A 26,934-nucleotide genomic window follows, 5' to 3' on the forward strand; every position below is an offset into this window, starting at 1 on the left:
CGGCGCCACGGTCATCGATGGTCGCCCGCCGACCATCCATGACCACCGAACATCCACGACCACCCGCCGGCCACGCACCGCCGACGACGCCCGCCGCCCCCGCCCGCTCGCCGCGACCGGCGCGGCCCTACCCCTCCCCCGCCAGCAGCGTCTCGAGCTCCGCGACGACCGCGGGCAGCTCCGCCGCGAAGGTCTCCATCTCGGCGGCGACCGTCCGCGGGGTGCTGAGGAACAGGCGGAAGCGGTCCGGCAGGAGCGCGTAGGCCACGCCGATGCAGCGCTCGCTGGTGGAGCCGAAGCCCCAGAAGCGGATGTTCGTCGACGGGACCGCGCTGGTGCTCAGGAAGTCGTCGCGCATGATCCGCCAGCCCGGGGACTCGAACAGCGCGAACGGCTCGGTCGTCCCGAGCTCCGCCCCGCGTCGCCCCTGCAGCATCTGGAGCTCCCAGAGGTGCTGCTCGGGTGCTGCACCGGCCTGGCACTCGCGGGCGCGGGCGACGTGGGCGGCGGCCGCGGCGCGGAGGGCGTCGCGGCGCGTGGCGGACGAGGCCGCGGGGTCCTCCATCGCGTCGGCGAACGCGACGACCTCGGGCGTGACGACGCGCATCGCCTCCGTCCGCCCGTGGCGGAACGTGCGGGTCGCGATCGACTCGTACGTCGCGCCCGTGTGGCCCTTCGCGCGGCGATGGGCCAGCTGGAACGCCATCTGGGCGAAGGCGTCGGGCGAGACCTTCAGGCGCTTGGCGCGCTCGCTGTCGAAGTCGAGGACGACGGCCGTCGTGGCGGTCGCCGCACCGTAGGCGGCGAACGCGTCGCGGGCGTCGTCGACGTCGGCCCGCAGCGCGTCGTCGAGGACGAACGTCAGCGGCGCGACCGCGGGCGACCCCTGCGACCGGGCGCCCGACGCCTCGGCGTGCTCGGCGCCGGTGCGGTCGAGCACGGCGTCGAGCATCGCGATCACCGTCGTGCCGTCCAGCCGGCAGTGCTCGCCGTTGTACCCGGCGGTGCCGTCGGGGTAGACGACGAACGAGACCGACTTGTCGAACCACCGGTTGGTGCTGTCGCCGTGCAGCAGGCCGTCGCCGGCGGCCACCGGGTCGGCGGGCTGCTCGTGCTCGAGGCAGACGCAGAAGAGCGCCGTCTCGACCGCGTCGAGGGTCGCCGCGTTCTGCGGGTCCAGGCCGAGCAGGCGGTCGCGGCTCGCCGCCCACGCCGCGCGGGCCTTCGTCGTCAGCGGACCGACCGAAGGCCCCGGGCGATCGGCTCGCGCGCCGGCCCAGGCCGTCGCTCCTGCGTCACGTGTCCCACCCGAGGCCGCGTCGCCCGGGTCGCCCGCCGTCTCCCCGGCCACGCCGCGCACGTCCGCGGTGGCCGCCGCCACGACCGCCCGCAGGCCGTCCTCCAGCTCGTCGAGCGCGTGCGGGTGCCCGTCGGGGCCGACGACGTCGAGGCGGAAGGCCCGCCCGCGGTGCAGGACGATCACGTGCCGCTCGCGGGACGGCCCGGGCCAGGCGTCGGTGTAGGGCGTGCGGGCGGTGTCCTGCGGGTCGCCAGGGATTCGGCAGGCCGAGAAGAGGAAGTGGTGCTGGTCCATCGACAGGGGCGTGCCGCGCTGGACCGCCGGCGGTAAGGCCTCCTCGTCGATCGCGAGCTTGTAGGCGAGGGCGCCCGCCGTCAGCGCCGCCGCGCGCTCGACCTGTCCGAGCCCGTCGTCCTCGAAGAGGAAGAAGAAGTTGGCGTTCAGGGCGATCCGGTCGCGGCGCCCGAGGTAGCGCTGGTCCCAGAACGCGTCGAGCCAGCTGTCGACCCCGGGGGACGCGTCGTAGCGCTCGAGCGCGTCCTGCAGCGGCCCGGCGCCGGCGGCGAACGCCTCGGCCGCTGCGGTGGTCTCGGCGAGCTCCTCGGCGGTCAGCAGCGGCGCGCACCAGGCGAGCAGGCGGTCGCAGCTCTCCCGCACCGTGGGCAGCGGCACGCGCGGGAGCAGGTCCTCGTTCCCGAAGGTGCGGGCGGAGAGGGCGTGGTCGGTCGGCAACGGGGGCTCCGGGGGTCGGGAGGGCAGGGACGGGGCGGTGCGACGGAGTGATCGCAGCCCGGTCAGTCGAGCAGGCCGTCGATCCGGACCGCCCGGGCCGCAGCGGCCTCGTGGACGGGGGTCGTCCGGCCGAACAGCTGCCGGGTCCGCTCGAGGCTCCCGACGACGCCGGGCCGCTCGCTGTAGGCGAAGATCGCCGAGTGCCGTGCGCCGGCACCCTCGACCGCGGTGACGCGGTGCAGGGCGTAGCGACCGGCGAACAGCTGGAGGTCCCCCGGGCGCAACGTCAGGCGACGGATCAGGTGCTCGCCGTCGCCGTCCAGGACCGCCCGCACGTCGGCGAACCGCTCGTCGGCGGCCGAGCGGATCCCGGGGCAGTACTCGAAGATCCCGCCGGCCTCCGGAGCGCGGGTGAGCATGCTGACCGTGACGTCGTTCGTGTCGAAGTGCCACGGGTGGGAGCGGCCCGGGTCGACGACGTTCACGCAGAGCCCTGAGAGCGGGTCCCGGAGCTCGTGGACTGCGGGGAGCCCGACGCACGCGGCCACGAAGCGCTGGAAGTCCGGGCCCCGGTAGAGGCGCTGGAGGAGGTACCGAGGGGGCAGGAGGTCACGCGCGACGAAGGCGTTGCCCCGCTCGACGGCCACGCACGCCGGGTGGTCTCCGGGCAGCGTCGGATCCGGTGCCGTGTTGTAGACGTTGACGGTCTGGACGGCGTAGTGCGCAAGCGGCGCGACCTCGTCGCTCTCGTCGCGGAGGACGTCGCGCAGCTCGGGGCGGACGAAGTCGCGCAGGACGCTGCACCCTGTCGTCCGGAGCTCTCGGCGGACCCGGGCGACGACGGCCCGAAGCTCCGGGCCGTCGGGCTCCGCGAGGGGGTAGCGGTCCGCGTCGACCACGTCGTCTGTCGTCCGGGCGTCCACGACCTCCATCGGTTGCGTGACCGTATCGGCCCGCGGCCCGCAGCGTGTCGACCGTCACGCACGCTGTCCACCCGTTCGGGGGTGCACCCGGTCGGCACCGTGCCGTAGAACTGGCGGCCCGTCCCCGCCAGGAGCATCCGATGTCCCGCCTCCCCGTCACCGTCTGGCCGTTCGGCACCGCAGCCGCGGCCGACGCCCACCACCAGTTCGTCAACGAGCGCGACGTCCGCGTCGCCGCCGTCGGCACGGCCGTCGGGTTCCTCCCGATGCTCGCCGCGGCGATGCTCTGGTCCCTCCCCGCCAGCGGGATCTGCGTCGCCGCGGCGTTCGTCGGCATCTGCGTCGTCGGGATCTGGAGCGTCAAGCACGCCGAGGAGCCGAGCCCCGCCGTCTCGGCCGACCGATCGCTCGGACTGACCCGGGCGTTCTGGGTCACGGAGCTCGTCCTGGGTCTCTTGCTGTGCGCCGCTGTGGTGGTCGGGGCGACGTAGCCCGTGCACCTCAGAGCGGCGGCGACCGCCTAGAACCGCACCCCTGCGCGCTGGTCCGCGACGAGTGCGCGCGGCTGCCGGCGGAGCGCGGAGGGCAGCGCGGGCCACGCGGTGCGGATCCCGGTCGCCAGCACCTGCAGGGTTAGGCGGTCCGCGGCGGTCGTGCGGATGCCGAGGAGCTCCTGCGCGCGCGGCGGCAGGGTCACGCGGCCGATCCACGGCGCCACGCGGGCGACGGCGGGGCGCGCGCCGGCCCACAGCGCCTTCGGCACCACCGGCCACGGGGACGGGACGTGCGCCATCGTCCGCACGCCGTAGCGCGCGACCGGGGTCGCCTCCAGCACGTCGTCGAGCATCTCGTCCCAGTACCGCTTGAACGCCGCGTGGGTGCGCGGCACCGGCCGCAGGCTCATGCCGTAGCGCGCCCACCAGGTGATCGACTCGCGGTACATGCGCTCCTCGGCCTGGGGTGAGATCGGCGTCCCCAGCAGTCGCTGGGTCGCGAGCTGCCCCTCGAAGAACGTGGCGTGCGCCCAGAAGTAGGCCTCGGGGTCGAGCGCGCGGTAGCGCCGGCCGTGGACGTCGGTGCCCTTGATCCCCTTGTGGAAGTCGCGGACCTCGTGGCCCGTGCCCCGCGACGGCTCGTCGTAGACCACACCGACGATCGGCCCGGCCGAGCGGATGATCCGGCCGAGCGGGTTCGCGAAGAAGTCCGACTGGTCCACCAGGGCCTGCGAGATCACCGGGTGCATGTTCTGCAGGACGCCGGCGCGCTCCGCGAGCAGCACCCCGCGCGCGTCCCCGAAGTACCGCCACGTCAGCGACTCCGGCCCGAGCGGCAGGCCCAGGACGGCGACCTCGTCGCGGTCCATGCCGCGCTCTGTGGTCGACGCGATCCGTGCCGGGGCGACGGACGTCGCGGACTCCGTGGTGCTCATCGGGCGCTCCCGGCCCGGGCCGTGCGGCCGTCGGCGGCATCCGCGGCCGGCCGCTCGAGGAACACGTACTCCTCGGGCCTCAGCCGCCGGACCTTCGCCGCGTACTCGCGCATGAAGCCCGGCCAGTTCGTCGTCACCCGGCCGTCCTCCACGCGGTACCAGCTGGCGCAGCGGGTCCAGATCGAGTCCTGCAGCCGCTCCTGCGTCTGCGCGTCGGACACCGCCATCACGGTCGGGTCGACGTCGAGCGCGTCGGCGCCCTCGCGGTCCAGGCGTCGGAGCGCGTCGACCACGTAGCCGGTCTGCGCCTCGATCATCTCGACGATCGACCCGACCCCGAGGTTCGTGTTCGGGCCGTAGAGCAGGAACAGGTTCGGGAAGCTCGCGACCGTGATGCCGTGGTGCGCGCGCGGCGCGTCGCCCCAGAGCTCCGTGAGCTCGCGGCCCCCGAGCCCGTGGATCCGCATCGGCGCCACGAACCGGGTCTGGAAGCCGGTGCCCCAGATCACGACGTCCGCGGGACGGAGCCGGCCGTCGCCGGTGACGACGCCGTCCTCGGTCAGGTGGTCGACGTCGTCGACGACGAGGTCGACGTTCTCGCGCCCCAGCGCGGGCAGGTAGTGGCTGGAGAACAACATCCGCTTGCAGCCGAGCGGGTAGTCCGGCCGCGTCTTCTCGCGCAGCTCGCGGTCGGGGGTCTGCAGCCGCATGAAGGCGAGCGAGAACCGCTCGACGGCCGCGCGCGCCGGCGGTGCCACCGTGAACGCCGCGATCAGGCCCTCGAGGAGCAGCCGGCCACCCTCGCGGCGGACCGTCTGGACCCCGGGCACGCGCTCGACGACCTCCCGCACCACGCGCGGGTACGGGGCGTTCGTGCGCGGCAGCATGTAGGGCGCCGACCGCTGGTAGACGTCGACGTGCGCGGCCTCGTCGGCCACCGGGGGGACGAACTGCACCGCGCTGGCCCCGGTGCCGATGACCGCGACCCGCCGGCCGTGGAGCGGCTCGTCGTGGTCCCACTCGGCGGAGTGGAACATCGCCCCGGCGAAGCGGTCGGCCCCGGGGATCGCCGGCGTCGCGGGCCGGGTCAGCTGCCCGCAGGCGGGGATCAGGACGTCGGCCTCGAAGGTGGCGCCGTCGTCCGCGGCGAGCGTCCAGGCGCACGTCGCCGCGTCCCACCGCGCCTCGGTGATCTCGGTGCCGAAGCGGACGTCGTCCAGCACCCCGTGCTCACGCGCGACCGTGCGCAGGTACTCGTGCACCTCGGCCTGGGGCGAGCACGGCCGCGACCAGTCGCGGCGCTGGGCGAACGAGAACGAGTAGACGTACGACGGCACGTCGCACGCGGCGCCGGGATAGGTGTTGCGTGCCCAGACGCCGCCGACGTCGTCGCCGCGCTCGAACAGGGTGATGTCCTCGTGGCCGGCGCGGCGCAGGGCGATCGCCGCCCCGATGCCGCTGAAGCCGGTCCCCACGATCGCGATGCGCCGGCGGGTCGGGGCGGAGCTCTTCATGCTCGCTATGCTGATGCGAGCATCTGCTCGCATTCAAGTCGCGTTTCCCCATGTTCTAGGTCAATGGCCACGAACCGCCGTCGCAAGCCGCAACAGGAGCGTTCCCGGCAGACCGTCGAGCGGATCGTCGACGCCGCCGCTCGCGTTCTCGAGCGCGAGGGCGACCGCGCGGCGACGACGAACCGGATCGCGGAGGAGGCCGGCGTCAGCCCCGGGAGCCTCTACCAGTACTTCGAGGACCGCGACGACCTCCTGCTCGCGGTGACCCGGCGGTTCGTCGCCGACTTCGAGGACCGCGTCGTCCCGGCGCTGCGCGTGGCGGCCCGCGAGGACGTCGTCACGGGGATCGTCACCGTGGTCGGCGCGACCCTGGACGCGATGGAGGACCGGGCGCCGCTCCTGCGGGCGCTGATGGCCCGCGTCCCCGGCGACCGGCAGGAGGAGGTCACCCGCGCGCTCCGCGCCCGCGTCACCGACTTCGTGTTCACGTCGACCGCCCGCCACCGCCCGGACCTCTCGGCGACGGAGCTCGAGCGGATCACGTGGATGCTCGTCGAGCTCGCCCAGACCCTGCCGCTCCGCTACGTGCTGGACCGCCCGCCGATCCCCCGCGAGGTCTTCGTCGAGGACACGGTGCGGCTGCTCGCCACCCACGCGATGGGGACGACGCCGGGGACCTGACCGACGTGGCGGGACACCCCGGGGCGCGCCCCGGGCGGGGCCCGACCTACGGCAGCGTGAGGTTCTCGAAGAAGAGCGACTTGCCCTTGCCGGGGGCGACGAACGCGAACTCGAACTCCCCGTGCGCCCGCGGGATCGCGTGCACGCGCAGCTCGATCCGGCGCCGCGTCGAGGGGTTGCGGACCGTCACCCGGTAGCGGGCCTCGACCGCGGGGACGAGCTCCCGGCCGGCGTTCAGGTCCCGGACGAACGCCGCGTAGGTCGCCCGGGCGAACGCGCAGCTCGTGGTGCGGCTCGCGTGCATGCGGTACGTGCCGGAGCTCGTGGGACCGCAGTCGACCGGGCGGGAGGTCGCCGCGGACGCCGACCCCGGCCCCGCGGCGGCGGCCAGACCCGTGACGAGCGCGAGGGCGACGGGGATCCGGCGGGCGGGCATCGGGGCACCGTAGCCGCCGCGGTGCCGCCGGTCGTGCCGGGCGGACGGATCGCGATGCCTCACGCGCCGCCGTGGAGCTCGAAGCGGACCTCGACCGGACCGCGGGTCGCGACGACCGGCAGGACGGGGCTGCACCCCGGGCACGGCCGGGTGACCGAGACCGCGAAGCCGCGGACCGACGGCCGGAGGGTGCCGGCGAGCTCGCGACGCGCGGTGGCGGCGGCCAGCGTCCGAGCCGTGCCGCAGGTGGCGCCCGCCACGGTGACGTCGTCCACCGCGACGGAGAACGTCGTCCCGCCGGTGGTGCGCTGCGCCCGCAGCCCGGCGCTCGAGCACGCGACGAGGACCGAGGCCGGGAGCGGCCCGAGGTCGGCGGTCCGGGCCGCGCCGCCGTGGGTCCACGACGCCACGGTGCCCGCGAGCGCCAGCGACGACGGGGCGATCTCGTCGCCCCCGCTGTCGCGGATCGTGCGCCGGCCCGTCGCGGAGAAGCTCGCGACGGCCGTCGTCGCGCCGGCGGGCAGCGCCGTGTACGGATCCTCGCCGTACCCGTCGGAGACGCCGCCCGGTGCGAACACGCCCGCCGCGCGCCCACCGGCGTCGACGACGACCGAGGCCGGGGTCGGGAGCGCGTTCTTCTCGTCCCCGGCGCGGAACCGCCAGAAGCGGTACGCCCGTCCGGTGGTGGCGTCGAGGACCCGCCAGTCGGCCTCGAAGTAGTCGCCGAGGACGTTGCCGCCGCCCTGCTTCAGCAGCACGAACGTCCCGGCCGAGGGCCCGATCCCGACGCTGTCGCCGTAGCCGAGCGACGCGCCGACGTCGGCGACGCGGTGCACCCGCCCGCGGGTGCCGGAGCACGCGAAGTACCGGCGCCGGCGGAACGGTCCGTCCTCCGAGCGCTGGGTGTACCGCACGCCGACGAGGCGGATCCGCGGGTTCGCGGGGACGAGGTCCTTGCCGTGCAGGGCGCCGCAGCGCGACGGGGCGGACGGGCCGGCGGCGGACGCCGGGGCGGGTGCGAGGACGCCGAGGGCGCCGCCGGCGAGCGCCAGCCCGAGGGCCGTGCGGCGGAGCGGTCCGCCCGTCGGGCGCCGGAGCGGATCCGACGCGCCGCGGCGGGCGGGGCCGGGCGCGACGCGGCGGGCCGGACCGGGAGCTGGACGTGCCGATCGTGAGCGCATCGGCGCAGCGTAGTCCGTGCGCGACCCCTCGGCGAACGCCGTCACCCGGACCGTGGCGTCCTGCGGCGGGCGCGGCCCGGGCGGCGGGAACCGTCGGACGGCCCAGGGGTCCTCGTCAGACCGCCCGGAGGTCCTTCGCCAGCCGCGCCATGCCGAGGGCCTCGGCCGCGTCGGCGCCGGCGGCCGCGTCGGTCGTGCCGTCGGGGACCGCGTCGACCTCGGCGTGCTGCAGCAGCGCGACGGCGCGGTCGCGCCGGGCGTCGGCGGCGTGGTCGCGCAGCTTCTCCGCCAGGCGCGGGGTGAGGCCGTCGCCGTGGCGAGGCACCTCGGCGGGCTCGCCGTCGGGGCCCTCCGCGCCGGCGGCACGCAGGACGCCCTCGAGGTCGCCGTGAGCCGCGAGCAGGCGCGCGGCGGTCTTCGCGCCGATCCCCGGTGCACCCGGGATCCCGTCGGAGGGGTCGCCGCGCAGGGCGATCAGGTCGGTCACCTGGTCCGGCCGGACGCCGAGGGCCTCCTCGACCCCGGCGACGTCGACCGTCACGAGGCCCGGTCCGCGACCGGCCGGACGCCGGACGACGACGTGCTCGTCGACGCAGGCCATGAGGTCGCGGTCGGCGGTGACGATCACGCTGTCGCCGCCGTGGGCGGAGCGGGTCTTCGCGAGCGTCGCCATGACGTCGTCGGCCTCGAGCTTCCCACCGTCCCGGATCGCCCAGCCGAACGCCGCGAGGAAGTCCTGCGCCTGGTCCCAGCGACGGCGGAGCGCGTCGGGCATCGGGTCGCGGTGCGCGTGGTACGCGGGCAGCAACGCGGTGCGGTGGGTGGCCTCCTCGGCACCGAACGCGCAGCAGACCGCGGCCGGCCGGTGCTCCTCGATCTCGGCGAGGATCGTCCGCGCGGTGCCGAGCAGCGCGCCGATCGGCTCCCCGTCGGCCCCCTTGATGCTCGACGGCAGCGCGAAGTGCGCGCGGTAGAGGAGCCACGGGACGTCGAACAGGAGCAGGGGGCCGGACACGGGACGAGGGTATCCCGGTGACCGCCTGGACCGGGGCCGGCGCCGCCGCGGGCGGGCCGTCGGGGCGGGGCGCCGCATGCCGGCGGTCGGCGCCGGACACCGGGGCCGGCCTACTCGTCGAAGGGCGCGATCCTGACGAGTGGACCGAAGCCGCGGCGGTGCAGCCAGGCGGCGCGACCGCCAGGGACCGCGGCGGCCTCGGCCGGCCAGCACGTCCCGAGCGCGCGCTTGAACCCCAGGCGCGGGTGGCGGCGGAGCACCTCCGCCATGAACGCGGGGTCGGTCTGGTGCACGCGGGCGCCGACGACGTCCATCAGCGCGCCGGCCGACACGAAGCCCGCAGGGTCGGCGAGGTCCTCGTTCGCGCCCGCGGTGATGTGCCCGGCGATCGCGGCGCCGACGAGCGCCGCCCGCTCGGGTGCCGCGCCGTGCTCGGCCGCGAAGCGCTCCGCCCGCTCGCCGCCGACGACCGCGAAGCACCGGCCCGGCGTCGGGTGCTCGAGGTGCAGGTCGTGGAGGATGCTCGACACGAACCCGAGCTCCTCGTCGACCGCCGCGCCGTCGAGGTGGGCCAGGACCAGGCCGAACACGTAGGTGCGACACGAGTGCTGCAGCACGTGCGGGCTCAGGACCTCGCGCGCCTCGGCCTCCGCGTCCTTCGCGAGCTGCGAGTCGGGCCAGCGGAGCGCCTCGAGATCGATGCCGCCCGAGCCCCGCAGCCCGAGCGCGACGCGGAGCCGCCCGGCGGTGTGCGACGCGCTGAGCCGGAGCAGCGGGCCGAGCAGCTGCCGCCGCTGCCGCGGGCTGAGCGTCCCCCCGGTCCGCGTCGCCCACTCCCAGTCCATGCTCGCCGGTCGGCCCATGCGGGGATCCAATCGGACGGCGGCTCAGGTGACGAGGGGCCGGACGGCCATCGTTGGACCGGTTCGTGCCAAGGAGCGCGGCGGTCGGCGTGGGGCGGTCGGGTTCAGGTTGGGGAGCGCGGGGCGGTCGGCGTCAGTTCAGGGGTCCGCGTCGGGATGGGCCGCCGAGGCGGCCGGCGTCGGGGCGGGTGGCCGGCGTTCGGCGGGTGGCGGGGACCGGGGGTCACAACTAGTCGGATACCGACCGTCAACGACCCCGACCCCGACCCGACCGACCGACCCTCGAGGTCCACGGTCACATCCGATCGGATACCGACCATCAACGACCTCGACCCGCCACGACGGCCGCTCAGCCCGCCGCTGCGACCGCCGCCCGGCCCGCGGCCGCGTCGGCCGCTGCCAGCGCCGTCGCCGCCAGGGCGCGGCACTCGTCGAGGGTCCGGATCGCGAGGGCGGCGCGGACGTCGGCGACGCTGCCCGACGCCATCGAGAGGCTCGTGACGCCGAGGCCGACGAGGACCGGGGCGAGCAGGGGGTCGCCGGCGGCCTCACCGCAGACGCCGACCGGGGTGTCCTGCGCCGCGCCGGCCGCGCCGACCATCTGGATCAGCCGCAACAGCGCGGGCTGCCACGGGTCGAGGAGGCCGGCGAGCTCCGACTGCAGGCGGTCGGCGGCGAAGGTGTACTGCGAGAGGTCGTTCGTCCCGATCGAGACGAAGTCGCAGGCGGACACGAGCGCGTCGGCGGCGAGCGCCGCGGCGGGCACCTCGACCATCGTGCCGACCGTCCGCAGGCCGTGGGCCTTCGCGTCGGCCGCGAACCGCGCGGCCTCCCCGGCGGTGGCGATCATCGGCGCCATCACCCAGACGTCGGCCGCGCCGCCGTCGGCCTCCACCGCGGTGACGGCCGCCGCGATCGCGCGGAGCTGGTCGTCGAGGAGGTCGGGGTGGCGCCACGAGGTGCGCCAGCCGCGGACCCCGAGCGCGGGGTTCGGCTCGTCCGGGTCGGTGAGGAACGGCAGCGGCTTGTCGGCGCCGGCGTCGAGCGTGCGGACGACGACCTTCCGTCCCCCGAACGCGGCGAAGATCTCGCGGTAGGCCTTCGTCTGCTCGTCGAACGTCGGCGCGGTCGCGCGGTCGAGGTAGAGCAGCTCCGTGCGCAGCAGGCCGACGCCCTCGACGTCGCCCGCGGCCGCGGTCGCCGGGTCCTCCCCCGCGCCCAGGTTGACGAGGAGCTTCACCGGATGGCCGTCCTTCGTGCGGCCGGGACCGGAGTGGGCGGCGGCCAGGGCGCGGCGGGCGGCGAAGGCCTCGCGGCGGGTCGCCACGACGTCGTCCTGCGGGTCGATCAGCAGCGTGCCGTCGGCGCCGTCGACGAGGACGGCCGTCCCGTCGGTCAGGCTCTCGGACGCGCGGCAGCCGACGATCGCGGGGATGCCGAGCGACTTGGCGATGATCGCCGTGTGGCTCGTCGCGCCGCCCGCGGCGGTGACGATGCCCAGGACCGCGCCGGTGTCGAGGGTCGCGGTGTCGGCGGGGGTCAGGTCCTCGGCGACGAGCACGTAGGGATGCCCGGGGTCGGGCAGGCCGGGGAGCGGCACGCCGAGGAGGGTGGAGACCACGCGGTCGCGGACCCCGTCGAGGTCGGCGGCGCGCTCGGCGAGGTAGCCCCCGGCGGCCTCGAGCTGCGCGCGGAAGCCCGCCAGCGCGGTCGACACGGCGTGCACGCCGGCGTTGCCCTCGGTCACGAGCGCGGCCGCGCGGTCGGCGAGGACGAAGTCGCGGGCCATCATCGCCTGCGCGTCGAGGATCTGGGCGGCCTCGTCGCGGCCGTGCTCCCGGGCGGCGGCGGCGCGGGCATCGAGTGCGTCGCCCGCCGCGGACAGGGCCTCGCGGACCCTCGTGGCCTCGGCCGTGACGTCGTCCGGGGCGGGGAGGTCGGCCGGGACGGCGGCGGGCAGGCCGAGCCGGGCGACCGGGCCGACGGCGACGCCGGCGCACACGCCGACGCCTCGCATGGCCGCGTCGGCGTGCGCGACGGCGTCCGGTGCTGTTCCCGAAGGGCCGGCGGTGGCCGCGACGCCGGTCGTGTCGGCGCCCGTGGTCGTTCCGACGCCCGGGGACGCTCCGGCGCCCGCGGACGTCCCGGCGGCCCCGGACGCTCCGGCGCCCGCCGCCGCGGCGGGCGCGGCGGACGACGCGGACGACGCGGCGTCCGCGCCCGTGGCGCGGCGCGAGGAGGTCGAGGCCGCCATGGTCCTAGTCCTCCTCGCTCGCGACGATCGCCGCGAGCTCGTCGAGGACGGCGTCGGCCTGGTCGCCCTCGGCGGTCAGCGTGACCTCGTCGCCGTGGCCGGCGCCGAGCGCGATGACGGAGAGGATCGAGCGAGCGTCGGCGGGCTCGCCGCCACCGGAGGCGATGGTGACCGAGGCGGCCGAGCCGCCGCTGACGGCCTTGCCGGCCGCGGCGACGAGCAGCGAGGCGGGGCGGGCGTGGAGGCCGACGGAGGAGCCGACGGCGATGGTGCGCTGGGGCATGGTGTGGATCCTGGGCTGGGGTGGAGGAGGGCGGGTGCGAACCGGGCCGGGCCTCAGCCCTGGACCGCGGTCGTGAGGGTGGTGGGCGCCGCGCCGGCCGAGGACGTCGCCGTGGCGGCGGGTGCGCGGCGCACCGTCTTGGCGAACGAGACGCAGACGGCGGATACGACGGTGCCGGCGACGATCGACAGGAGCCAGAGTCCGGGGCTGCCGACCAGGGCGATGATCCAGATGCCGCCGTGCGGGGCCGGGGAGCTGGCGTTCAGCGCCATCGACAGGGCACCGGCGGTGGCGCTGCCGGCCATCAGCGACGGGATGACGCGGAGCGGGTCGGCGGCGGCGAACGGGATCGCACCCTCGGTGATGAACGAGGCGCCGAGCAGCCAGGCGGCCTTGCCGGCCTCGCGCTCCTCCGTCGTCCAGAGCTTCTTCGCGACCACCGTTGAGAGGGCCAGCGCCAGCGGCGGGGTCATGCCGGCCGCGATGATCGCCCCCATGACCTCCTGGTTGCCCGTCGGGCCCGCCAGCGTGAGCGCCCCGAACGAGTAGGCGACCTTGTTGACCGGGCCGCCCATGTCGAAGGCCATCATCAGGCCGAGGACGCCGCCGAGGATCCAGGCGCTGGAGCCGTTGAGGTCCTCCAGCCAGCCGTTGATCGAGCCCATCAGGGACGCGACCGGCGATCCGACGACCGCGATCATCACGACGCCCACGATCAATGTGGAGACCAGCGGCGTGACGACGGTGGGCATGATCCCCCGGACGTTCTTGTGCACCGGGACCCGGTTGATGGCGAGCACGATCGCGCCGGCCAGGAGGCCCGCGATGATGCCGCCGAGGAAGCCGGCCTTCACGGAGTCGGCCAGCAGACCGCCGATGAGCCCCGGGGCGAGGCCCTGGCGGTCGGCCATGCCGTACGCGATGAACCCGGCGAGGACCGGGACGATCAACGTGAACCCGAGGTTCCCGATCTTGAAGAGCACGCCGGCGATCCCGACCTGACCCCAGATGTCGGAGAGGTCTGCGATCGGCTTGTAGGTCTGCCCGTCGAAGGCGCCGCCGTTGACCTTGGTGGCGATCTCCGGCCCGCCGATGAGGAAGGCGATCGCGATCAGCAGTCCACTGGCCGCGACGAACGGGATCATGTAGCTGACGCCCGTCATCAGCCACTGACGCAGCATCGCGCCCTTGCCGGGCTTGTAGCCCGGGGCGACGACCGAGGACATCGCCGGGTTCGCCTGGAGCTTCCCCGTCGTGTCGAGCTTCGCGGCGGGGTCCTCGGCCGGCTTCGCGTCGACCGCGGCCTGCGCCTCGGCGAGCATGCCCGCGGCGTCGTTGATGCCGCGCTTGACGGGGCCCTCGACGATCGGCAGGTGCGCGAAGCGCTCGCGGCCCTTGACGCCGATGTCGGCGGCGAGGATCGCGACGTCGGCCTGCGCGAGCTCCTCGGCCGACAGCGGGGTCGACCCGGCGGAGCCCTGGGTCTCGACCGTGATCTCGTGGCCGGCCGCCTTGGCCGCGACCTCGAGCGACTCGGCCGCCATGTACGTGTGCGCGATGCCCGTGGGGCACGCGGTGACCGCGACGATGCGCATCAGGCACCGACTCCCTCGTTGATGATGGTGGCTGCGGCCGCGGCGTCGGGGGCTCCGCGCAGGCCGTCCTTGAACTCGGCGTGGATGAGCTTGCGCGCCAGGGCGCCGAGGATCTTCATGTGGTCCGCGCCGGCCCCGTCGGGGGCGGCGATCAGGAAGATCAGGGTGGCGGGGCCGTCCTCGGCCCCGAAGTCGACGCCGTCGGCACTGCGGCCGAAGGCGACGCTCGCCTCCGCGACGTGCGCGGAGCGGGCGTGCGGGATGCCGATGCCGCCGTCCAGGCCGGTCGCCATCTGCTCCTCGCGGGCGCGGACGTCGGCGAGGAACCCGTCGCGATCGGTGACCCGGCCGGAGGCGGCGAGCCGCTCGGCGAGGATCGCGGTGGCACGGGCGCGGTCGATGCCGGCGGGGAGCTCGAGCTCGACGAGGTCGGCGGTGGTGATGGTCATCGGACGGGTCCTTCGGTGGTGTTGACGGTGGTGGTGCGCGGCGCGGGTGCGCCCGGCGCGGAGGAGGGGCGGGCCGCGGGGCCGGGGAGCTCGGCAGGCTCGTCGAGGCGCCGCCCGGCGTCCGGGTGGCCGTGGACGCGGACGCCCTCGGGGTGCAGGTCGGCCGGCCGCGGCATGCGGCTGCCGGGCAGGGACGCGGCGCCGGCGCCCCAGGCGAGGGCCGTGGCGAGCGCGGTGGCCGCGGCGTCCGGCGCCGGCGCGCCGGTCGTCGCGGCCTGCGTGGCGGCGAGGTAGCCGGCGAGCATCGCGTCGCCCGCGCCGACGGAGCTGGCGGGGACGATCGGGGGCGGCTCCCCGTGGCGGGCGTCGTCCTCGTCGACGAGCACCGCGCCGTCCGGGCCGGCGCTGGCGAGCACCGTGCGCGGCCCCCGCAGGCGGAGCGCGCGGGCCCCGTCGACGAGGTCGCCGACGGTGACGACCGACCGACCGAGGACCTCGGCCAGCTCGTGGACGTTGGGCTTGACCAGGTCCGGCTCAGCCCCCAGGGCGCGGTCGAACGCGCGGCCGCTGCTGTCGAGCGCGACGCGGGCGCCGAGCGCCTGGAGCGGGGCGATCAGCCCGGCGTAGAAGTCGTCGGCGAGCCCCTTGGGGAGGCTGCCGGCGAGGACCACCCAGTCCGCGTCGGCGGCCGCGGCGAGGATGGCGTCGCGGAACGCGGCGACCTCGTCGGGCGTCAGCACCGGCCCCTGGGCGTTGACCTTCGTCAGGGTGCCGTCGGGCTCGACGATGCCGATGTTCGAGCGGGTGGACCCGACGATCGGGACCGCGACCGGCTCGACGCCCGCGTCGCCCGCGAGGAGCGCGAGGAGGTCGGCACCGGCGCTGCCGCCCAGCGGCATGACGGCCCGGCTGGACACGCCGCCCGCGGCGAGGGCGCGCGAGACGTTCAGGCCCTTGCCGCCGGCGTCGTGGCGCTCGGCGGTCGCGCGGTGGACGTCGCCGCGGCGCAGGTCGTCGACGTGCAGCGCGACGTCGAGGCTGGGGTTCGGGGTGACCGTGACGATCATGCGCGCTCCACCCGCGGGCCGGCGGCGGCGAGCTCGGTCGCCGTGGCGGCGTCGAGCCCCTGGTCGGAGATCAGGACGTCGACGTCGGAGACGTCGCCGAAGCGGGCGAACTGGTCGTCGCCGACCTTCGTGTGGTCGGCGAGCAGGACGACGTGGCGACCGGCCTGGATCATCGCCCGCTTGACCGCGGCCTCGTCGGGGTCGGGCGTCGTCAGCCCGCGGGCGTTCGAGACGCCGTTGGTGCCGACGAACGCGACGTCGACGAGGAGCCCGCGGAGCTGCGAGATCGCCCAGTCGCCGACCGCCGCCATCGTCCGGCTGCGCACGCGGCCGCCGAGCAGCAGGAGGTTGACGTTGGGGCGGGCGGCGAGCGTCGTGGCGATCGCGATCGAGTCGGTGACGACGGTCAGCTCGCGGTCGGTCGGCAGGAGCTCCGCCAGGCGCGAGGTCGTGGAGCCGGCGTCGAGGATCACGGTCGCGGCGTCGCGGAGCTCCTCGAGGGCGCGGCGGGCGATCCGCTCCTTCTCGTCCTGCCGGACGGCGTCGCGCGTGGCGAGCGCCGGCTCGAACCGCAGGCGGTCGACCGGGATGGCGCCGCCGTGGACGCGCCGCAGCAGACCGTGGCGCTCGAGCGCGGTGAGGTCGCGCCGGATCGTCTCGGCCGTGACCCCGAGGTCGGCGGCCAGCGCGGCGACCTCCGCCCGCCCCTGGGCGCGGGCCTGTTCCACGATGCGCTGCTGTCGTTCTTCTGCGTACATGTTGCCTTGAGCCCGTTTGCCTGTGTTTTGATTTGTATCGCAGATCATCGTGTGGCGTCAAGCACACGATGCGCCGAACAACGACAAAACCCGCCGAAGCGGGCAGAAAGCGGACATGAACGGGCATCGCACACCCGAGGCTGGGGCCCGGCGGGCCGCGGTCGGGAGACCGCGGCGCGCCGGAGGATCACCAGGTGCGGTAGACCCGGACCGTCCTCCCGGGGTTCCGGGCGCTGTCGTGCGAGGTCACCGAGATCCGGAACCGGCCGTGTCCGAGACCGGCCGCGAGGCGGACGCTCGCGATGCCCGCGAACCGCTTGCTGACCTGCAGCGCGCGGACGCGTCGGTACGAGACGGCGGTGCGCCCGGCGCGGCGCGTCGCGACGCGCTTCGAGATGAAGATCTGCATCTTTGCGGGCTCGGAGACGCGCCACCGAAGCTGCCGGGGCGTGGCCGACAGCTTCGAGACGACCGGCGGCGTGGTGTCGACGGGGCGCGGCGGGACGACCGCGGCGGGCGCGACCGGGACGACGGGCACGGGCGGGGCGGGCACCGGGGGTTCGACGGGCACGGGCACGGGCACGGGCGCCGGGACGGGCTTCGCCGAGGCGCGCTGCAGCACGTTGATCCATCCGCCGTCCTGACCGCCGTCCTCCGGCGCCACGGGCGGGGCGGAGGAGTACCAGTCGTACCCGATGAAGACGATCGTGCCCTTGCCGTAGGGCACGGTGAAGACGGCATTGCTCGTGCCGTCGGTAGACCGGTAGACCGGCACGGCGCCGGCGGGCAACGTGTCGGTGGTCGCCGGTTCGGTGTCGTCCTGGTACTCGATCGTCGGCGCAGCACCGGCGAACGGGCTGTCCGCCGCCTGCGGGACGAGGTCCCACGAATCGTTGTCGCGCTCCTCGTCGAGCGACCAGCCGAACACGCCGTTGAGGAACGAGCCGTCGTCGGGCGCACCGTCGATGTAGTCGTCGAACACCACGAGGCGCCCTCCGCCGGCGACGTACTCGCGGACCGCCGCGCGGGCGTCGTCGTCGAGATCGGGGTTCAGGGAGTCCTCCTCCTGCTCCGGCATCGCGAAGACGTCCTTGCCGGCCAGCGCCGCGCGGATGCCCGGTCCGTCCGTGGCGGTGAAGCGCGTGACGGTGTCGCCGAAGGACTCGTAGGTCGCGCGGACGTTGTAGCCCTCGTGCTCTCCGTCCTCGAGGACGTCGCTCGTGTCGATGTAGTCGGGGTTGTCGAAGAGCGCCACGCTCGCCGCGTGCGCGGCCGAGGGGACGAGGAAGAAGGCGGTCGTCGCCAGGCCGACGGCGAGGCGACGTCGGCGGACTCGACGGGATGTTGGTGCTGTGGGCATGTGGAGGTGGACTCCTGCGACGCGGGGCCGCTGTTGGGGACGCACCGACCGTATCCGGCGGCTCACGCCGTACACCGACATTTCGTCAAGATCACCCCGAAGATCACCCCGGGGTGGGTGCCCGGAGTCGGGTACGGGCGGGCGATGACGCTCTCCCGCGCCGTGCCGATCCTCACCGTCGGCGACCTCCGCGCCGCCGTCGCCTGCTATCGCGCCGTCCTCGGCGTCGACGTGCTGATGGACCACGGATGGATCGTGACCCTCGGCTCCGCGGGCGGCGGCGCGCAATTCAGCCTGATGGAGGCCGACGAGACCGCGCCGGTCACCCCGACCGCGTCGCTGCAGGTCGACGACGTCGACCGGGCCCACGGGGAGGCCGTGCGGGCGGGCCTGCAGATCGTGCACCCCCTGACCGACGAGCCCTGGGGCGTACGGCGGTTCTTCCTCCGCGACGCGTCGGGCAACGTCGTCAACGTGCTCGCACACGCGGCGTAGCCGCCGACCCGTCCGAGGCGGTCGGCCGCGGTCGCCGGCGAGGGGCGCGCCGGCAGGGCCGCCCCGGCTACGGCGCGCCGGTCGTCCCGGACGTCGCCGGGGCCCCGACCGCAGCCGGGTCCGGCGTCGTCGGCGTGGGGCTCGACGTCGTGCCCGCCGCCGCCCCGGAGGACGCGCTGCGCCGGGCGAAGGTCCGCGCCAGGGCGTACATCTCGCGCGGGGTCAGGTCGTCGCCGAGGGTGTTGCTGATCCAGTAGGTGGCGCCCGGGCTCTGCCAGAACAGGCGACGGATGCGCCCGCCGTCGTACTGGACCTTCCACGTGCGACCCGCGAGCCGGACGGTGCCGGAGGCGAGCTTCAGGATCGGCGGGTCCTTCCACGTCGTGCCCTCGACGCCGTAGTACTCGCCGGCGTCCTGCGTCTGCACGACGATGCGGTACGCGGGCCACTTCGGACGGCGCTTCTTGTCGAGGATCTCGTAGCCGCGGGACGCCTCGGACTCGTAGACGCCCGCGCTCAGGCGGGCGGTCGGTGCCCAGATCGGCAGGCCCGAGGTCTGCGAGCCGACGAGCGACGCGACCTGCTCAGCGCCCGGCTTGTCGGCGATCATCGTGGGCGGGAGCGCCGTGGTCGGGCGCCGCTTCCGGCGCTTCGCGCTCGACGACCCGGATCTCGACGCCCCGGCCTTCGCGGTCGACCCCGACGACGACGGCTTCGCCTTCTTCTCCTTCGGCGGATCCATGAACTGCCGCCGGGCCCGGGCGAGCGCCTCGGGGGTGGTGGCGACGCCGCCGTCGGCCGTGAACGTCGTCGCGAGCTTGACCCGCTTGGTGGGCTTGCCGGCGACGCCGACGAGGAGCTTCGCGATCCGCAGGAACTGCCGGTTCCCCTGGATCGTCGACTGCACGAACGGCTCGATCGCCCCGAGCAGCCCGCCGGTGAGGGCGTCCTGCGCGTCGACCTGGGTCCGCATGTCGGCGAGGAAGTTCGCCTGCCGCGCCTCGCGCGTGATGTCGCTGTCGGCGTGCCGGAAGCGGACGTACGCGAGCGCGTCCTGCCCGCAGAGCAGCTGGTACCCGGCGGGCTGGTCGATCTGGGCGTACCCGGCGCCGGGGGCGACGAGGTATTTGCGGTCGACGTCCGTGTAGATGCAGCCGAGCTCGTTGACGGCCTTCGAGAACGCGTCGAAGCGGATCGCGACGACGCCGTTGATCCGGAACGGGTCCTGCGGGGTGCCGAGGAGGCTCGTGCGGATCGTCTTCGTCAGCACCTTCGGCCCGTTGCCGAGCGCCCACGCGGCGTTGAGCTTCTGCGGCGCGGTGCCGTACCCGACGATCGGGACCTCGAGGTCGCGCGGCAGCGACAGCATCGTCGTGGCGTTAGCCTCCGGGTCCAGGCGGACGAGCATCATCGTGTCCGACCGGCTCGGCGTGCCCTTGCCGTCGGCGTACCGGTGGTCGAGGCCGGTCAGGAGCAGCGTCTGCGGGCTGCCCGGGTTCGCCGTCGGATCGGTCTCGGGTGCGTCGGCCGTCGGGAACGGCTTCGGCTTCGGGACCTTGCTGACCCCGATCTCCGCCGTGGCCGCGACCGCGCCGCCGCTGAGCACCACGACGAGCAGCCCCGAGAGCGTCAGACGCATCGCGAGGCGTCGTCCCGGACGCGGGATCGGTGATCGCGGGAACGCCTCCACGACGTGGTATTGGAGCACGAAGGCCGGATCCCTCGTCGCAGTGGCGCGCCGACGCTCCCGGCGCCGGCGCGCCGCCGCTCGTCAGGCGGACGGCTGCGGGGTCGCCCCCGGCGTGCCGCCCGGGGCGTCCTGCACCGGCGGCGGGGGCCCGGGCGGCAGCATCCCGAACGGCGGTCCACCGGACCGGCCGCCCGAGGCGAGACGACCGCGGCGTGCGGCCCGCCGACGCGACTGCACCCACTTCCGGCGCCGGCGCGCCGCGGGGAGCTGCCGCGCGACGTCGACGTAGGCCCGCAGCAGGAACCGCTCGCGAAGGACGGCCCAGCCGAGCGCCAGGATCTCGTAGCCGACGATCGACGGGGCGTTCCGGGCGAAGCCGCCGGGCGTCTCGTTCTTGATGACCATCAGCAGCCGGTTGCGGAACTGCAGCCGGCGGTGCGCCTCGTCGACGAGGTTGCGGGTCGACGGGCTGTAGAAGCGCTTGTGCCAGGCGACCGCGCGCGGCTCGTAGCGGGCCTCCCACCCGAGCAGCTGCGCGCGCCACGCGAGGTCCGCGTCGGTCGCCCAGAGGCCCATGTCCTCGTCGAGGACCTCGAGCCCGATGGCGCACTCCTCGAGGCACTCGCGGCGGTACAGGACGCACGCGCCGTCGCCGCCGAAGACCGGCCCCGCGCGGGTGTAGCGCTCGGGAGACTCGCCGTGGCCGACCAGCCCGTTCTTGCGCCGGCGGTCGATCGTCATGCCGGCGGCGTCGAGCTCGTCCAGGCGCTTCTCGGGCTCCATGCCCGTCGCGCGCATCAGGCGCGGGACGACGGATCCGAGCGTCGGGCTGAAGAGGTGTGGTCGCAGCGCCTCGAGGAACCCGGGCTCCAGGACGCAGTCGGCGTTGCACCAGAGGATCCAGTCGCCACCGCACGCCGCGAGGCCCGCGTTCATCGCCGCGGCGTACCCGCGGCGACGCGTCAGCCGCAGGCGACGGGCGCCGTGCTGCTCGGTCAGCTCCGGCGTCGCGTCCGTGCACGCGTTGTCGATGACGACGACCTCGTCGGCCCCCTGCGCGCACGCAGCGGGCAGCGACCACTTCAGGAGCGGCGCCTCGTTGACGGAGAGGATCAGGATCGTGACGCGGCTCACGAGAGCACGAAACGGTAGACGGCGGCCGTCTCTTCGGCGGCGCGGTCCCACGAGAAGCCGCTCGCGCGCGTGCGCCCGGCGGGGCCGTACGCGGCGCCGCGGTCGACCACGTCGTGCAGTCCGCGGGCGAGGTCCTCGACGTCCAGGGGGTCGAACAGGGCGGACGCGCCGCCGGCCGTCTCGCGCAGCGAGGGGATGTCGCTGCAGGCCACGGGGATGCCGCGGACCATCGCCTCGAGGACGACGAGCCCGAAGCCCTCGAACAGCGACGGGTGGACCAGCGCGGTGGCGCCGCGCAGCAGCGCGTCGAGCTCGGCGTCGGGCAGGTACCCCGGCAGCTCCGCGCCCCGCGCCCGGAGTCCGTGGGCCAAGCGGCCCTCCGGCGTGTCGGCGGGATGGGTGCCGCCGGCCCCGACGATCACGAGCCGGTGGGGCAGGCCCGAGAGCCGCCACGCGTCGGCCAGGCGCTCGAGGTTCTTCTTCGCGCGGAGGTCGCCGATCGCCAGGAGGTACGGGCGGTCCGGGTCCTCCCCGGGTGCCCCCGCCGCGGCGGACCGCCCCGCCACGGAGACCGGGACCGCCGGATCGACCGCAGCGGTCGTCGCCTCCGTCGTGAGCGGCAACGACGGCCCGTTGGGGACGACGTGGACGCGCCCGGGGTCGGCGCCGTAGCGCTCCAGGACGTCGTCGGCGGTGGCCCGCGAGACGCAGATCACGGCCTCCGCGGACAGCACCGCGCGGCGGGTGAACGTCCGGTACTTCCAGCCGGTCCGCGGGGCGAAGTCGTCGGGGTGGGTCTCGAACGCCAGGTCGTGGACCGTCACGACGCCCGGGCAGGGACGGACGAGCGGCAGGAAGCAGTTCGGCGCGTGGAGGAGGTCCGGTCGTCCGGCGCCGCGCGCCCAGAGCCTGGCGGGCCAGCCGACCTGCTCCCACGCGATCTCGGGCAGCCGCCCGCCCCCGGCGTACGGCACGACGCGGACGTCGTCCCGCCGGGCGAGGGCCCCGAGGAGGTCTGCGGCGTATCGCCCCCAGCCGCGGAGGTCGGCCCGGAACGCGTCGCGGGCGTCGAATGCGGCGCGGAGCGTCACCACGGAAGGATCCCACGTCACGGCGCGAACGCGTCTAGCATGGCCTTTCCGCATGGCTGAGTCCTCCACCACCACGCCGGAGCCCGCAGGCTCCGTGCGCATGTTCGACATCGACATCGAGCTCGACACGCCGGGCGCGATGCTCGACCGGATCACGTCGTGGGTCTCGGACTACCGCCGGGCGCCGCGCCCGGAGCGCCACACGCGGCGGGTGATGTACGCGAACGCGCACGTGCTCAACCAGACCCACATGGTCCCCGAGCTGCGGCGCATCCTGCGCACGTCGGACCTCGTGTACTGCGACGGCTACGGCGTCCGGCTCGCCGCGCGCCTGCTGGACGTCGAGAGCCCGCACCGGATGACGGGCGCGGACTGGATCTGGGACCTCGCCGCGCTCTGCGAGGAGCGCGACCTCTCCCTGTACCTCCTGGGCTCCGACCACGGCATCGCCGCCCGCGCCAGCGAGCAGCTGCGGGTCAAGCACCCGGGCCTCCGGATCGTCGGCACCCACCACGGGTACTTCGACCCCGACTCGCCGCACGGCGAGCGCGTGCTGGAGGACATCGAGGCGACGACCCCCGACATCGTCCTGATCGGCATGGGCAGCCCGAAGCAGGAGCTGTGGGCCGACGCCGTCGCCGATCGCTCGCCGTCGCCGGTCCTGTGGACCGTCGGAGCGCTCTTCGACTACGTCTCCGGCCAGGTCCCCCGCGCCCCGTCGTGGCTCGCCGACAACGGCTGGGAGTGGATCTTCCGCCTCGCCGTGGAGCCCCGTCGCATGTGGAAGCGGTACCTGCTCGGCAACCCGGCCTTCCTGGTCCGCGTCGCCGACGAGGGCCAGCGCCGCAGCGCCGCGGCGCGCGCGGCCTCGGCGTCCTCGTAAGGACGGGATCGCGGTCGCGTCGTCGGGGCGGGGTCACGGCCGCGTCGTCGGGCCGGGTCCGCCGTCGCGTCGGAGGGACGGGATCGCCGACCCGGTCGCTACCGTCGACGCGTGCTCCACCTCCGCATCGTGAGCGAGCCCACGCGCACGGAGGCCGTCGCGGAGCTCCTGGAGCGCGACGACGCCACGACGAACGTCGTCGTCCTGGCCGGGGCGTGCCGGCAGCCCGCCGGCGACCTGGTGCTCTGCGACGTCGCCAACGAGGACGCCAGCCTGCTGCTGGCCGACCTGCGGGCGCTCGGCGTGACGGAGGACGGGGCGATCGCCGTGGAGCGCGTCGAGCTCGCGGACTCCCCGGCGGCGCGGCGGGCGACGAAGGACGCGCCGGGCGAGGAGTCCGACGCGGTGGTCTGGGAGGCGGTGCAGGCCCGAAGCCGCGAGGAGTCGCGCGTCTCGTGGTCGTACGTGACGTTCATGGCCCTCGCCGCTGCGATCGCGCTCTCGGGACTGATGACCGACAGCGCGATCCTGATCGTGGGCGCGATGGTCGTCTCCCCGGACTTCGGGCCGCTCGCGGGGCTCTGCGTCGCGGTCGACGCCCGCCGCGGGTCCGAGGCCCGGGCGGCGCTGATCACCACCGCCGTCGGACTGGTGATCGCGATCGGCGTGGCGGCGGCGCTCGCGGAGCTGATCGTGCAGCTCGACCTGACCCCCGACGCGTTCGACTTCGACCGTGGCCTGTCGTCGATCATCTCCCGCCCCGATGCCTTCACGGTGATCACGGCGCTGGCCGCGGGCGCCGCCGGGATGCTGTCGCTCCTGACCGCGAAGTCCGGGGCGCTGGTCGGCGTCCTGATCTCGGTGACGACGATCCCCGCGTCGGCACAGATCGGCCTGGCCGCCGCGTTCCGCGAGTGGGACTCGGCCGGTGGCGCCGCGGTGCAGCTCGCGTCGAACGTCGTCCTGGTCGTCCTCGCCGGCAGCGCGACGCTCCTCGTCGTCCGGGCGTCGTACGCGAGACGGCGTCGTCGGCACCAGGCGGGACGGGCGGCGCGGCCGTCGGAGTGACCCGGGGTGGGGCCGGCCGGGTCCGTCCGCCGCACGCGGTCGAGACCACCGGTCCCGGTCCGGCGGTCAACGCTGGTCGCTCACCGACCACCCTCGACCGCGGTCCCACCGGCCGGACGCCCAGCCCCGGTCCCGAGGTCACCGATGGTCGCCCACCGACCGGGAATGACCGCGGCCCCGCCGACCGGCGGCCCGGCCCAGGTCCCGAGGTCAAAGATGGTCGCCCACCGACCGGGAATGACCGCGGCCCCGCCGACCGGCGGCCCAGCCCAGGTCCCGAGGTCACCGATGGTCGCCCACCAACCGGAGATGACCTCGACACCGCCGACCCACCGACCACCGTGGACCGCGGCCCCGCCGACCGGCCACCCGACCCGTCCCGCGTCCTCCTAGAACCCCTTCTCGCGGGACGGGTTCCCGGTGATGTGGAGCAGGTTGCGCCGCGCGGCCTCGCCGTAGGGCTCCGGGTGCGGCTCGACCAGGCGGTCCGAGGCCGTGCGCGGGACCTTCCGGTCCTCGGCGGGCGGGAGCTGCATCCGCCACACGCCGAACTGGTCGTTCTGGAGGATCGGCCGGCCCACCGCCCACCGCGGGGGCGGCACGGGCTTCCCGGTCTCCATGTCGAGCTTCAGGCCGAGCACGTAGTCGGCCCGCTTCCCGAGCGGCGCGACGGAGTAGGTCGTGGTGCTCGAGACGGGGTCGGTCGTCGCGACCGGATGGTCCTTCGCGAGGAACAGCGTGGCCCACAGCTGGGTCCCGGTGGCCGGGATGTCGATGAGCACGGAGCGACCCTTCGGGATCTGCGGGCTCCAGCGGACGACGTCGAACAGCTGCGGCGTCACGTTCGGATTCGTGTCGACGACCTGGTCCTTCGACGCCGAGTACGCGGGCGCGCCCCAGGCCAGCAGCAGGACGCCGCCGAGCGCCGCGGGGACGACCCGGCGCGCGGACCAGCGGGGCGCCGGTCCGGCCGGGGGCGCCGCAGCGGCGGTCGCCGCCGGTGCTGGGGCGTCCACGGCGGGGTCGGCCGACGCCGCTGCGGACCCGGGCGAGGCCGGCCCGCGGTCGTCGGCCGCGACGCCCTCCGCCGACGTCCCGGCCGCCGCGCCCCCGCGCGCCCCCGCCACCAGCGCGACGAGCCCGCCGAGGGCCAGCGGCAGCAGGATCAGCGCGGTGAACGTGACGTGCTTGTAGTCGACGTACTCGGCGGTCCCGCGGCCGCGCAGGATCACGTCGAGGACGAGGAGCAGCGCGGCGAGCGCGAGCCAGGCGATGCCCGCGCGCCGGCCGGTCCGCCAGAGCGTGAGCACGGCGATCGCCGCCATCGCGACGGGGACGATCCAGGCGTTGTTCGCGAGTCCGTACGCGGCGCCGTGCGGGGGGAAGACGTTGATGTCGCCCTGCCAGAACGGCGTGTCGCCGAGGAACTGGGTGAGCACCCCGGCGAGCTTCGCCAGCGCGCCCGCCACCGAGATGCCGAAGAAGAGCACGACCAGCGGCCAGAAGCGCCGCAGCCGGCGCCGGACCCCGGCGGGGATCCGCGGACGTTTGCGGGCACCGACGGCGATCGCCGCGATCACGAGCACCGCGTAGGGCAGCGTCGTCGGGTACGCGATCAGCGAGAGGACGAGGAAGAGGATCGTCAGCGCGCCGGCGCGGGGATCGTCCTCGGTCAGCCAGACCCAGGCGAGCGCCAGCGCGGGCAGCATCAGCGCCGCCCCGTAGAGCTGGTTGTAGTACGGGTGCAGCGCGCTGTAGAGCACGGACGCGGAGCCGCCGACGAGCAGCGCGACGAGCCCGGCACCCCACCCCGGCAGGCGGTGCGCGGCGGCGGCGAACAGGCCGGCCCCGAGCGCCGCCCCGGCCGTCAGGAGCGCCACGAACGGGGCGAACATCTCGATCGGGCCGGAGCGCCCGACCTCGATCGCGGCACCGAACGGGTGGAAGATCGGGATGCGCCCGCTCCATGCGGCGGGGATCTTGTCGAGCGCGGTCTGCGTGTGGACGCCGAGCGGGTAGGCCTCCTGCAGGTACCAGGCGACGCCGATCACCTGGTGGGCGTCGGGGTTCGTCCCCGGCACCGTCAGGTAGCCCGCGTGGACGAGCGGCAGCAGGGTCAGCAGCGCTGCGCCGCCGGCCCCGACGAGGATCGCCAGGCTCGCCGGCCAGTCCGCCTTCGGGACCTGCGCGCGGCCTGCGCGGAACGTCCAGACGCAGAGCGCGAGCGAGAGCAGCAGGAAGACGATCGTCGCCACGGGCGGCCGGAGGGCGCAGAGCGCGAGCACCGTCAGTCCGAGCGTGCTGCCGGCCAGGCCGAACGGCAGGATCAGGACGGGCCACCAGCGCCCGAGGCGACGCGGGGTCAGCAGGCGCGCCAGCGCGAGACCGGGCACGAAGAGCACGAAGCCGGCCGCCCCGACCGCCCGCACCGTCTGCTCGACGAGGTTGACGCTCCACTGCGGGTTCTCGAGCTTCGCGGCGAACACGGCCGCGAGAGCCAGCGTCGCGAGCAACAGGAGCCCGGTGGCGAGCCAGGAGGTCGCGGCACGGTCGGGACCGTACGCCGGCTCCGCGGCCGCCGCGGAGGTCGCGGGCGGCGTCGTGTCCACGCCACCGCCGGGCTCCTCGTGGAGCTCCGGCGGGGCCGGGGCGATCGGGTCGGCGCGCTGCACCCGACGCAGCGTACGCAACGGACCGTGGCCGCGAGGAACCGGGCGGACCGTAATCCCCATC

At 75.2% G+C, this 26,934-nt stretch carries 24 protein-coding genes; 5 read left to right on the plus strand and 19 right to left on the minus strand.

The annotated features are described in order from the left end of the window. Positions 1 to 127: 127 nt before the first annotated feature. Both PATMI_RS0102505 and PATMI_RS0102510 read right to left on the minus strand, forming a co-directional pair. The gene (locus PATMI_RS0102505; RefSeq protein WP_026909727.1) at positions 128 to 2,032 is read right to left on the minus strand and encodes a choline/carnitine O-acyltransferase; all 1,905 of its coding nucleotides are present in this window, start codon (positions 2,030 to 2,032) and stop codon (positions 128 to 130) included. A 62-nt stretch (positions 2,033 to 2,094) separates the two neighbouring features. Then, positions 2,095 to 2,964 carry a HalD/BesD family halogenase gene (locus tag PATMI_RS0102510; protein ID WP_026909728.1) on the minus strand — a complete coding sequence of 290 codons (870 nt, stop codon included), beginning with the start codon at positions 2,962 to 2,964 and terminating at the stop codon, positions 2,095 to 2,097. Between the two features lie 131 nt (positions 2,965 to 3,095). Here PATMI_RS0102510 and PATMI_RS0102515 point away from each other — a divergent pair, with 131 nt between their 5' ends. Beyond that, the gene (locus PATMI_RS0102515) at positions 3,096 to 3,446 is read left to right on the plus strand and encodes a hypothetical protein (RefSeq protein WP_026909729.1); all 351 of its coding nucleotides are present in this window, start codon (positions 3,096 to 3,098) and stop codon (positions 3,444 to 3,446) included. A 29-nt stretch (positions 3,447 to 3,475) separates the two neighbouring features. Here the strand turns inward: PATMI_RS0102515 and PATMI_RS26810 are convergent, their stop codons facing one another. Both PATMI_RS26810 and PATMI_RS26815 read right to left on the minus strand, forming a co-directional pair. Continuing rightward, complete coding sequence (locus tag PATMI_RS26810) at positions 3,476 to 4,384, minus strand: oxygenase MpaB family protein (protein ID WP_051470964.1); 909 nt, start codon at positions 4,382 to 4,384, stop codon at positions 3,476 to 3,478. Beyond that, positions 4,381 to 5,898, minus strand: coding sequence for a flavin-containing monooxygenase (locus PATMI_RS26815; RefSeq protein ID WP_051470965.1), 1,518 nt, complete (start codon positions 5,896 to 5,898; stop codon positions 4,381 to 4,383). The genes PATMI_RS26810 and PATMI_RS26815 overlap by 4 nt, the downstream gene beginning before the upstream one ends. 63 nt (positions 5,899 to 5,961) lie before the next feature. Here PATMI_RS26815 and PATMI_RS0102530 point away from each other — a divergent pair, with 63 nt between their 5' ends. After that, on the plus strand, positions 5,962 to 6,579 hold the full coding sequence (locus PATMI_RS0102530) for a TetR/AcrR family transcriptional regulator (protein WP_026909731.1): 618 nt from the start codon (positions 5,962 to 5,964) through the stop codon (positions 6,577 to 6,579). A gap of 46 nt (positions 6,580 to 6,625) precedes the next feature. On the opposite strand, the gene PATMI_RS0102535 is transcribed toward PATMI_RS0102530, so the two are convergent. The 11 genes from PATMI_RS0102535 to PATMI_RS26830 form a co-directional block, all read right to left on the minus strand. Next, positions 6,626 to 7,015: a hypothetical protein gene (locus PATMI_RS0102535; protein ID WP_026909732.1), complete on the minus strand. Its 390-nt coding sequence runs from the start codon at positions 7,013 to 7,015 to the stop codon at positions 6,626 to 6,628. A 59-nt stretch (positions 7,016 to 7,074) separates the two neighbouring features. Further along, a complete protein-coding gene (locus tag PATMI_RS0102540; protein ID WP_157260579.1) occupies positions 7,075 to 8,196 on the minus strand; it encodes a hypothetical protein in 1,122 nt (373 codons plus the stop codon). Between the two features lie 115 nt (positions 8,197 to 8,311). Next, positions 8,312 to 9,211, minus strand: coding sequence for a 5'-3' exonuclease (locus PATMI_RS26820; RefSeq protein ID WP_051470966.1), 900 nt, complete (start codon positions 9,209 to 9,211; stop codon positions 8,312 to 8,314). 110 nt (positions 9,212 to 9,321) lie between these two features. Next, positions 9,322 to 10,074 (minus strand): HD domain-containing protein, encoded by a 753-nt coding sequence (locus PATMI_RS0102550; RefSeq protein WP_026909734.1) that lies wholly within the window; start codon positions 10,072 to 10,074, stop codon positions 9,322 to 9,324. Between the two features lie 349 nt (positions 10,075 to 10,423). Next, complete coding sequence (gene ptsP, locus PATMI_RS0102555; protein WP_026909735.1) at positions 10,424 to 12,091, minus strand: phosphoenolpyruvate--protein phosphotransferase; 1,668 nt, start codon at positions 12,089 to 12,091, stop codon at positions 10,424 to 10,426. 241 nt (positions 12,092 to 12,332) lie between these two features. After that, a complete protein-coding gene (locus PATMI_RS0102560; RefSeq protein ID WP_026909736.1) occupies positions 12,333 to 12,611 on the minus strand; it encodes an HPr family phosphocarrier protein in 279 nt (92 codons plus the stop codon). A 53-nt stretch (positions 12,612 to 12,664) separates the two neighbouring features. Further along, a complete protein-coding gene (locus tag PATMI_RS38085; protein ID WP_026909737.1) occupies positions 12,665 to 14,206 on the minus strand; it encodes a PTS fructose transporter subunit IIC in 1,542 nt (513 codons plus the stop codon). After that, positions 14,206 to 14,655: a PTS sugar transporter subunit IIA gene (locus tag PATMI_RS0102570; RefSeq protein WP_026909738.1), complete on the minus strand. Its 450-nt coding sequence runs from the start codon at positions 14,653 to 14,655 to the stop codon at positions 14,206 to 14,208. Before PATMI_RS0102570 ends, PATMI_RS38085 begins: the two co-directional genes overlap by 1 nt. Then, a complete protein-coding gene (locus tag PATMI_RS26825) occupies positions 14,652 to 15,722 on the minus strand; it encodes a 1-phosphofructokinase family hexose kinase (protein WP_051470967.1) in 1,071 nt (356 codons plus the stop codon). Before PATMI_RS26825 ends, PATMI_RS0102570 begins: the two co-directional genes overlap by 4 nt. Further along, positions 15,719 to 16,480, minus strand: coding sequence for a DeoR/GlpR family DNA-binding transcription regulator (locus PATMI_RS0102580; RefSeq protein WP_026909739.1), 762 nt, complete (start codon positions 16,478 to 16,480; stop codon positions 15,719 to 15,721). The genes PATMI_RS26825 and PATMI_RS0102580 overlap by 4 nt, the downstream gene beginning before the upstream one ends. A gap of 187 nt (positions 16,481 to 16,667) precedes the next feature. After that, a complete protein-coding gene (locus PATMI_RS26830) occupies positions 16,668 to 17,840 on the minus strand; it encodes a hypothetical protein (protein ID WP_157260580.1) in 1,173 nt (390 codons plus the stop codon). Positions 17,841 to 17,984: 144 nt separating this feature from the next. On the opposite strand from PATMI_RS26830, the gene PATMI_RS0102590 reads away from it, so the two are divergent. Further along, the gene (locus tag PATMI_RS0102590; protein WP_026909740.1) at positions 17,985 to 18,335 is read left to right on the plus strand and encodes a VOC family protein; all 351 of its coding nucleotides are present in this window, start codon (positions 17,985 to 17,987) and stop codon (positions 18,333 to 18,335) included. A gap of 67 nt (positions 18,336 to 18,402) precedes the next feature. Here the strand turns inward: PATMI_RS0102590 and PATMI_RS0102595 are convergent, their stop codons facing one another. From PATMI_RS0102595 to PATMI_RS36365, 3 genes are all read right to left on the minus strand, one after another. Further along, positions 18,403 to 19,974 carry an LCP family protein gene (locus tag PATMI_RS0102595; protein ID WP_026909741.1) on the minus strand — a complete coding sequence of 524 codons (1,572 nt, stop codon included), beginning with the start codon at positions 19,972 to 19,974 and terminating at the stop codon, positions 18,403 to 18,405. Positions 19,975 to 20,106: 132 nt separating this feature from the next. Beyond that, positions 20,107 to 21,159, minus strand: coding sequence for a glycosyltransferase family 2 protein (locus PATMI_RS0102600; RefSeq protein WP_026909742.1), 1,053 nt, complete (start codon positions 21,157 to 21,159; stop codon positions 20,107 to 20,109). Further along, positions 21,156 to 22,253 (minus strand): glycosyltransferase family 4 protein, encoded by a 1,098-nt coding sequence (locus tag PATMI_RS36365; RefSeq protein ID WP_169738316.1) that lies wholly within the window; start codon positions 22,251 to 22,253, stop codon positions 21,156 to 21,158. The genes PATMI_RS0102600 and PATMI_RS36365 overlap by 4 nt, the downstream gene beginning before the upstream one ends. A 49-nt stretch (positions 22,254 to 22,302) precedes the next feature. Here PATMI_RS36365 and PATMI_RS26840 point away from each other — a divergent pair, with 49 nt between their 5' ends. Continuing rightward, positions 22,303 to 23,133: a WecB/TagA/CpsF family glycosyltransferase gene (locus tag PATMI_RS26840; protein WP_084269549.1), complete on the plus strand. Its 831-nt coding sequence runs from the start codon at positions 22,303 to 22,305 to the stop codon at positions 23,131 to 23,133. 111 nt (positions 23,134 to 23,244) lie between these two features. Then, the gene (locus tag PATMI_RS0102620) at positions 23,245 to 24,201 is read left to right on the plus strand and encodes a DUF389 domain-containing protein (RefSeq protein WP_026909743.1); all 957 of its coding nucleotides are present in this window, start codon (positions 23,245 to 23,247) and stop codon (positions 24,199 to 24,201) included. Positions 24,202 to 24,590: 389 nt separating this feature from the next. Here PATMI_RS0102620 and PATMI_RS0102625 read toward each other — a convergent pair whose 3' ends face one another. Further along, positions 24,591 to 26,873: a hypothetical protein gene (locus PATMI_RS0102625; protein WP_026909744.1), complete on the minus strand. Its 2,283-nt coding sequence runs from the start codon at positions 26,871 to 26,873 to the stop codon at positions 24,591 to 24,593. Positions 26,874 to 26,934 lie beyond the last annotated feature (61 nt).

The organism is Patulibacter minatonensis DSM 18081, from assembly GCF_000519325.1.
Classification (GTDB): domain Bacteria; phylum Actinomycetota; class Thermoleophilia; order Solirubrobacterales; family Solirubrobacteraceae; genus Patulibacter; species Patulibacter minatonensis.

Bases quoted from the DNA above. Each gene is read 5' to 3' on its own strand.
- PATMI_RS0102535 (WP_026909732.1), bottom strand. From the start codon at position 7,015: ATGCCCGCCCGCCGGATCCCCGTCGCCCTCGCGCTCGTCACGGGTCTG.
- PATMI_RS0102595 (WP_026909741.1), bottom strand. From the start codon at position 19,974: ATGCGTCTGACGCTCTCGGGGCTGCTCGTCGTGGTGCTCAGCGGCGGC.
- PATMI_RS0102550 (WP_026909734.1), bottom strand. From the start codon at position 10,074: ATGGGCCGACCGGCGAGCATGGACTGGGAGTGGGCGACGCGGACCGGG.
- PATMI_RS26830 (WP_157260580.1), bottom strand. From the start codon at position 17,840: ATGCCCACAGCACCAACATCCCGTCGAGTCCGCCGACGTCGCCTCGCC.
- ptsP (WP_026909735.1), bottom strand. From the start codon at position 12,091: ATGCGAGGCGTCGGCGTGTGCGCCGGCGTCGCCGTCGGCCCGGTCGCC.
- PATMI_RS38085 (WP_026909737.1), bottom strand. From the start codon at position 14,206: ATGCGCATCGTCGCGGTCACCGCGTGCCCCACGGGCATCGCGCACACG.
- PATMI_RS0102580 (WP_026909739.1), bottom strand. From the start codon at position 16,480: ATGTACGCAGAAGAACGACAGCAGCGCATCGTGGAACAGGCCCGCGCC.
- PATMI_RS0102530 (WP_026909731.1), top strand. From the start codon at position 5,962: ATGGCCACGAACCGCCGTCGCAAGCCGCAACAGGAGCGTTCCCGGCAG.
- PATMI_RS0102540 (WP_157260579.1), bottom strand. From the start codon at position 8,196: ATGCGCTCACGATCGGCACGTCCAGCTCCCGGTCCGGCCCGCCGCGTC.
- PATMI_RS26840 (WP_084269549.1), top strand. From the start codon at position 22,303: ATGGCTGAGTCCTCCACCACCACGCCGGAGCCCGCAGGCTCCGTGCGC.
- PATMI_RS26810 (WP_051470964.1), bottom strand. From the start codon at position 4,384: ATGAGCACCACGGAGTCCGCGACGTCCGTCGCCCCGGCACGGATCGCG.
- PATMI_RS0102515 (WP_026909729.1), top strand. From the start codon at position 3,096: ATGTCCCGCCTCCCCGTCACCGTCTGGCCGTTCGGCACCGCAGCCGCG.
- PATMI_RS0102560 (WP_026909736.1), bottom strand. From the start codon at position 12,611: ATGCCCCAGCGCACCATCGCCGTCGGCTCCTCCGTCGGCCTCCACGCC.
- PATMI_RS26815 (WP_051470965.1), bottom strand. From the start codon at position 5,898: ATGAAGAGCTCCGCCCCGACCCGCCGGCGCATCGCGATCGTGGGGACC.
- PATMI_RS0102590 (WP_026909740.1), top strand. From the start codon at position 17,985: ATGACGCTCTCCCGCGCCGTGCCGATCCTCACCGTCGGCGACCTCCGC.
- PATMI_RS26825 (WP_051470967.1), bottom strand. From the start codon at position 15,722: ATGATCGTCACGGTCACCCCGAACCCCAGCCTCGACGTCGCGCTGCAC.
- PATMI_RS0102570 (WP_026909738.1), bottom strand. From the start codon at position 14,655: ATGACCATCACCACCGCCGACCTCGTCGAGCTCGAGCTCCCCGCCGGC.
- PATMI_RS0102510 (WP_026909728.1), bottom strand. From the start codon at position 2,964: ATGGAGGTCGTGGACGCCCGGACGACAGACGACGTGGTCGACGCGGAC.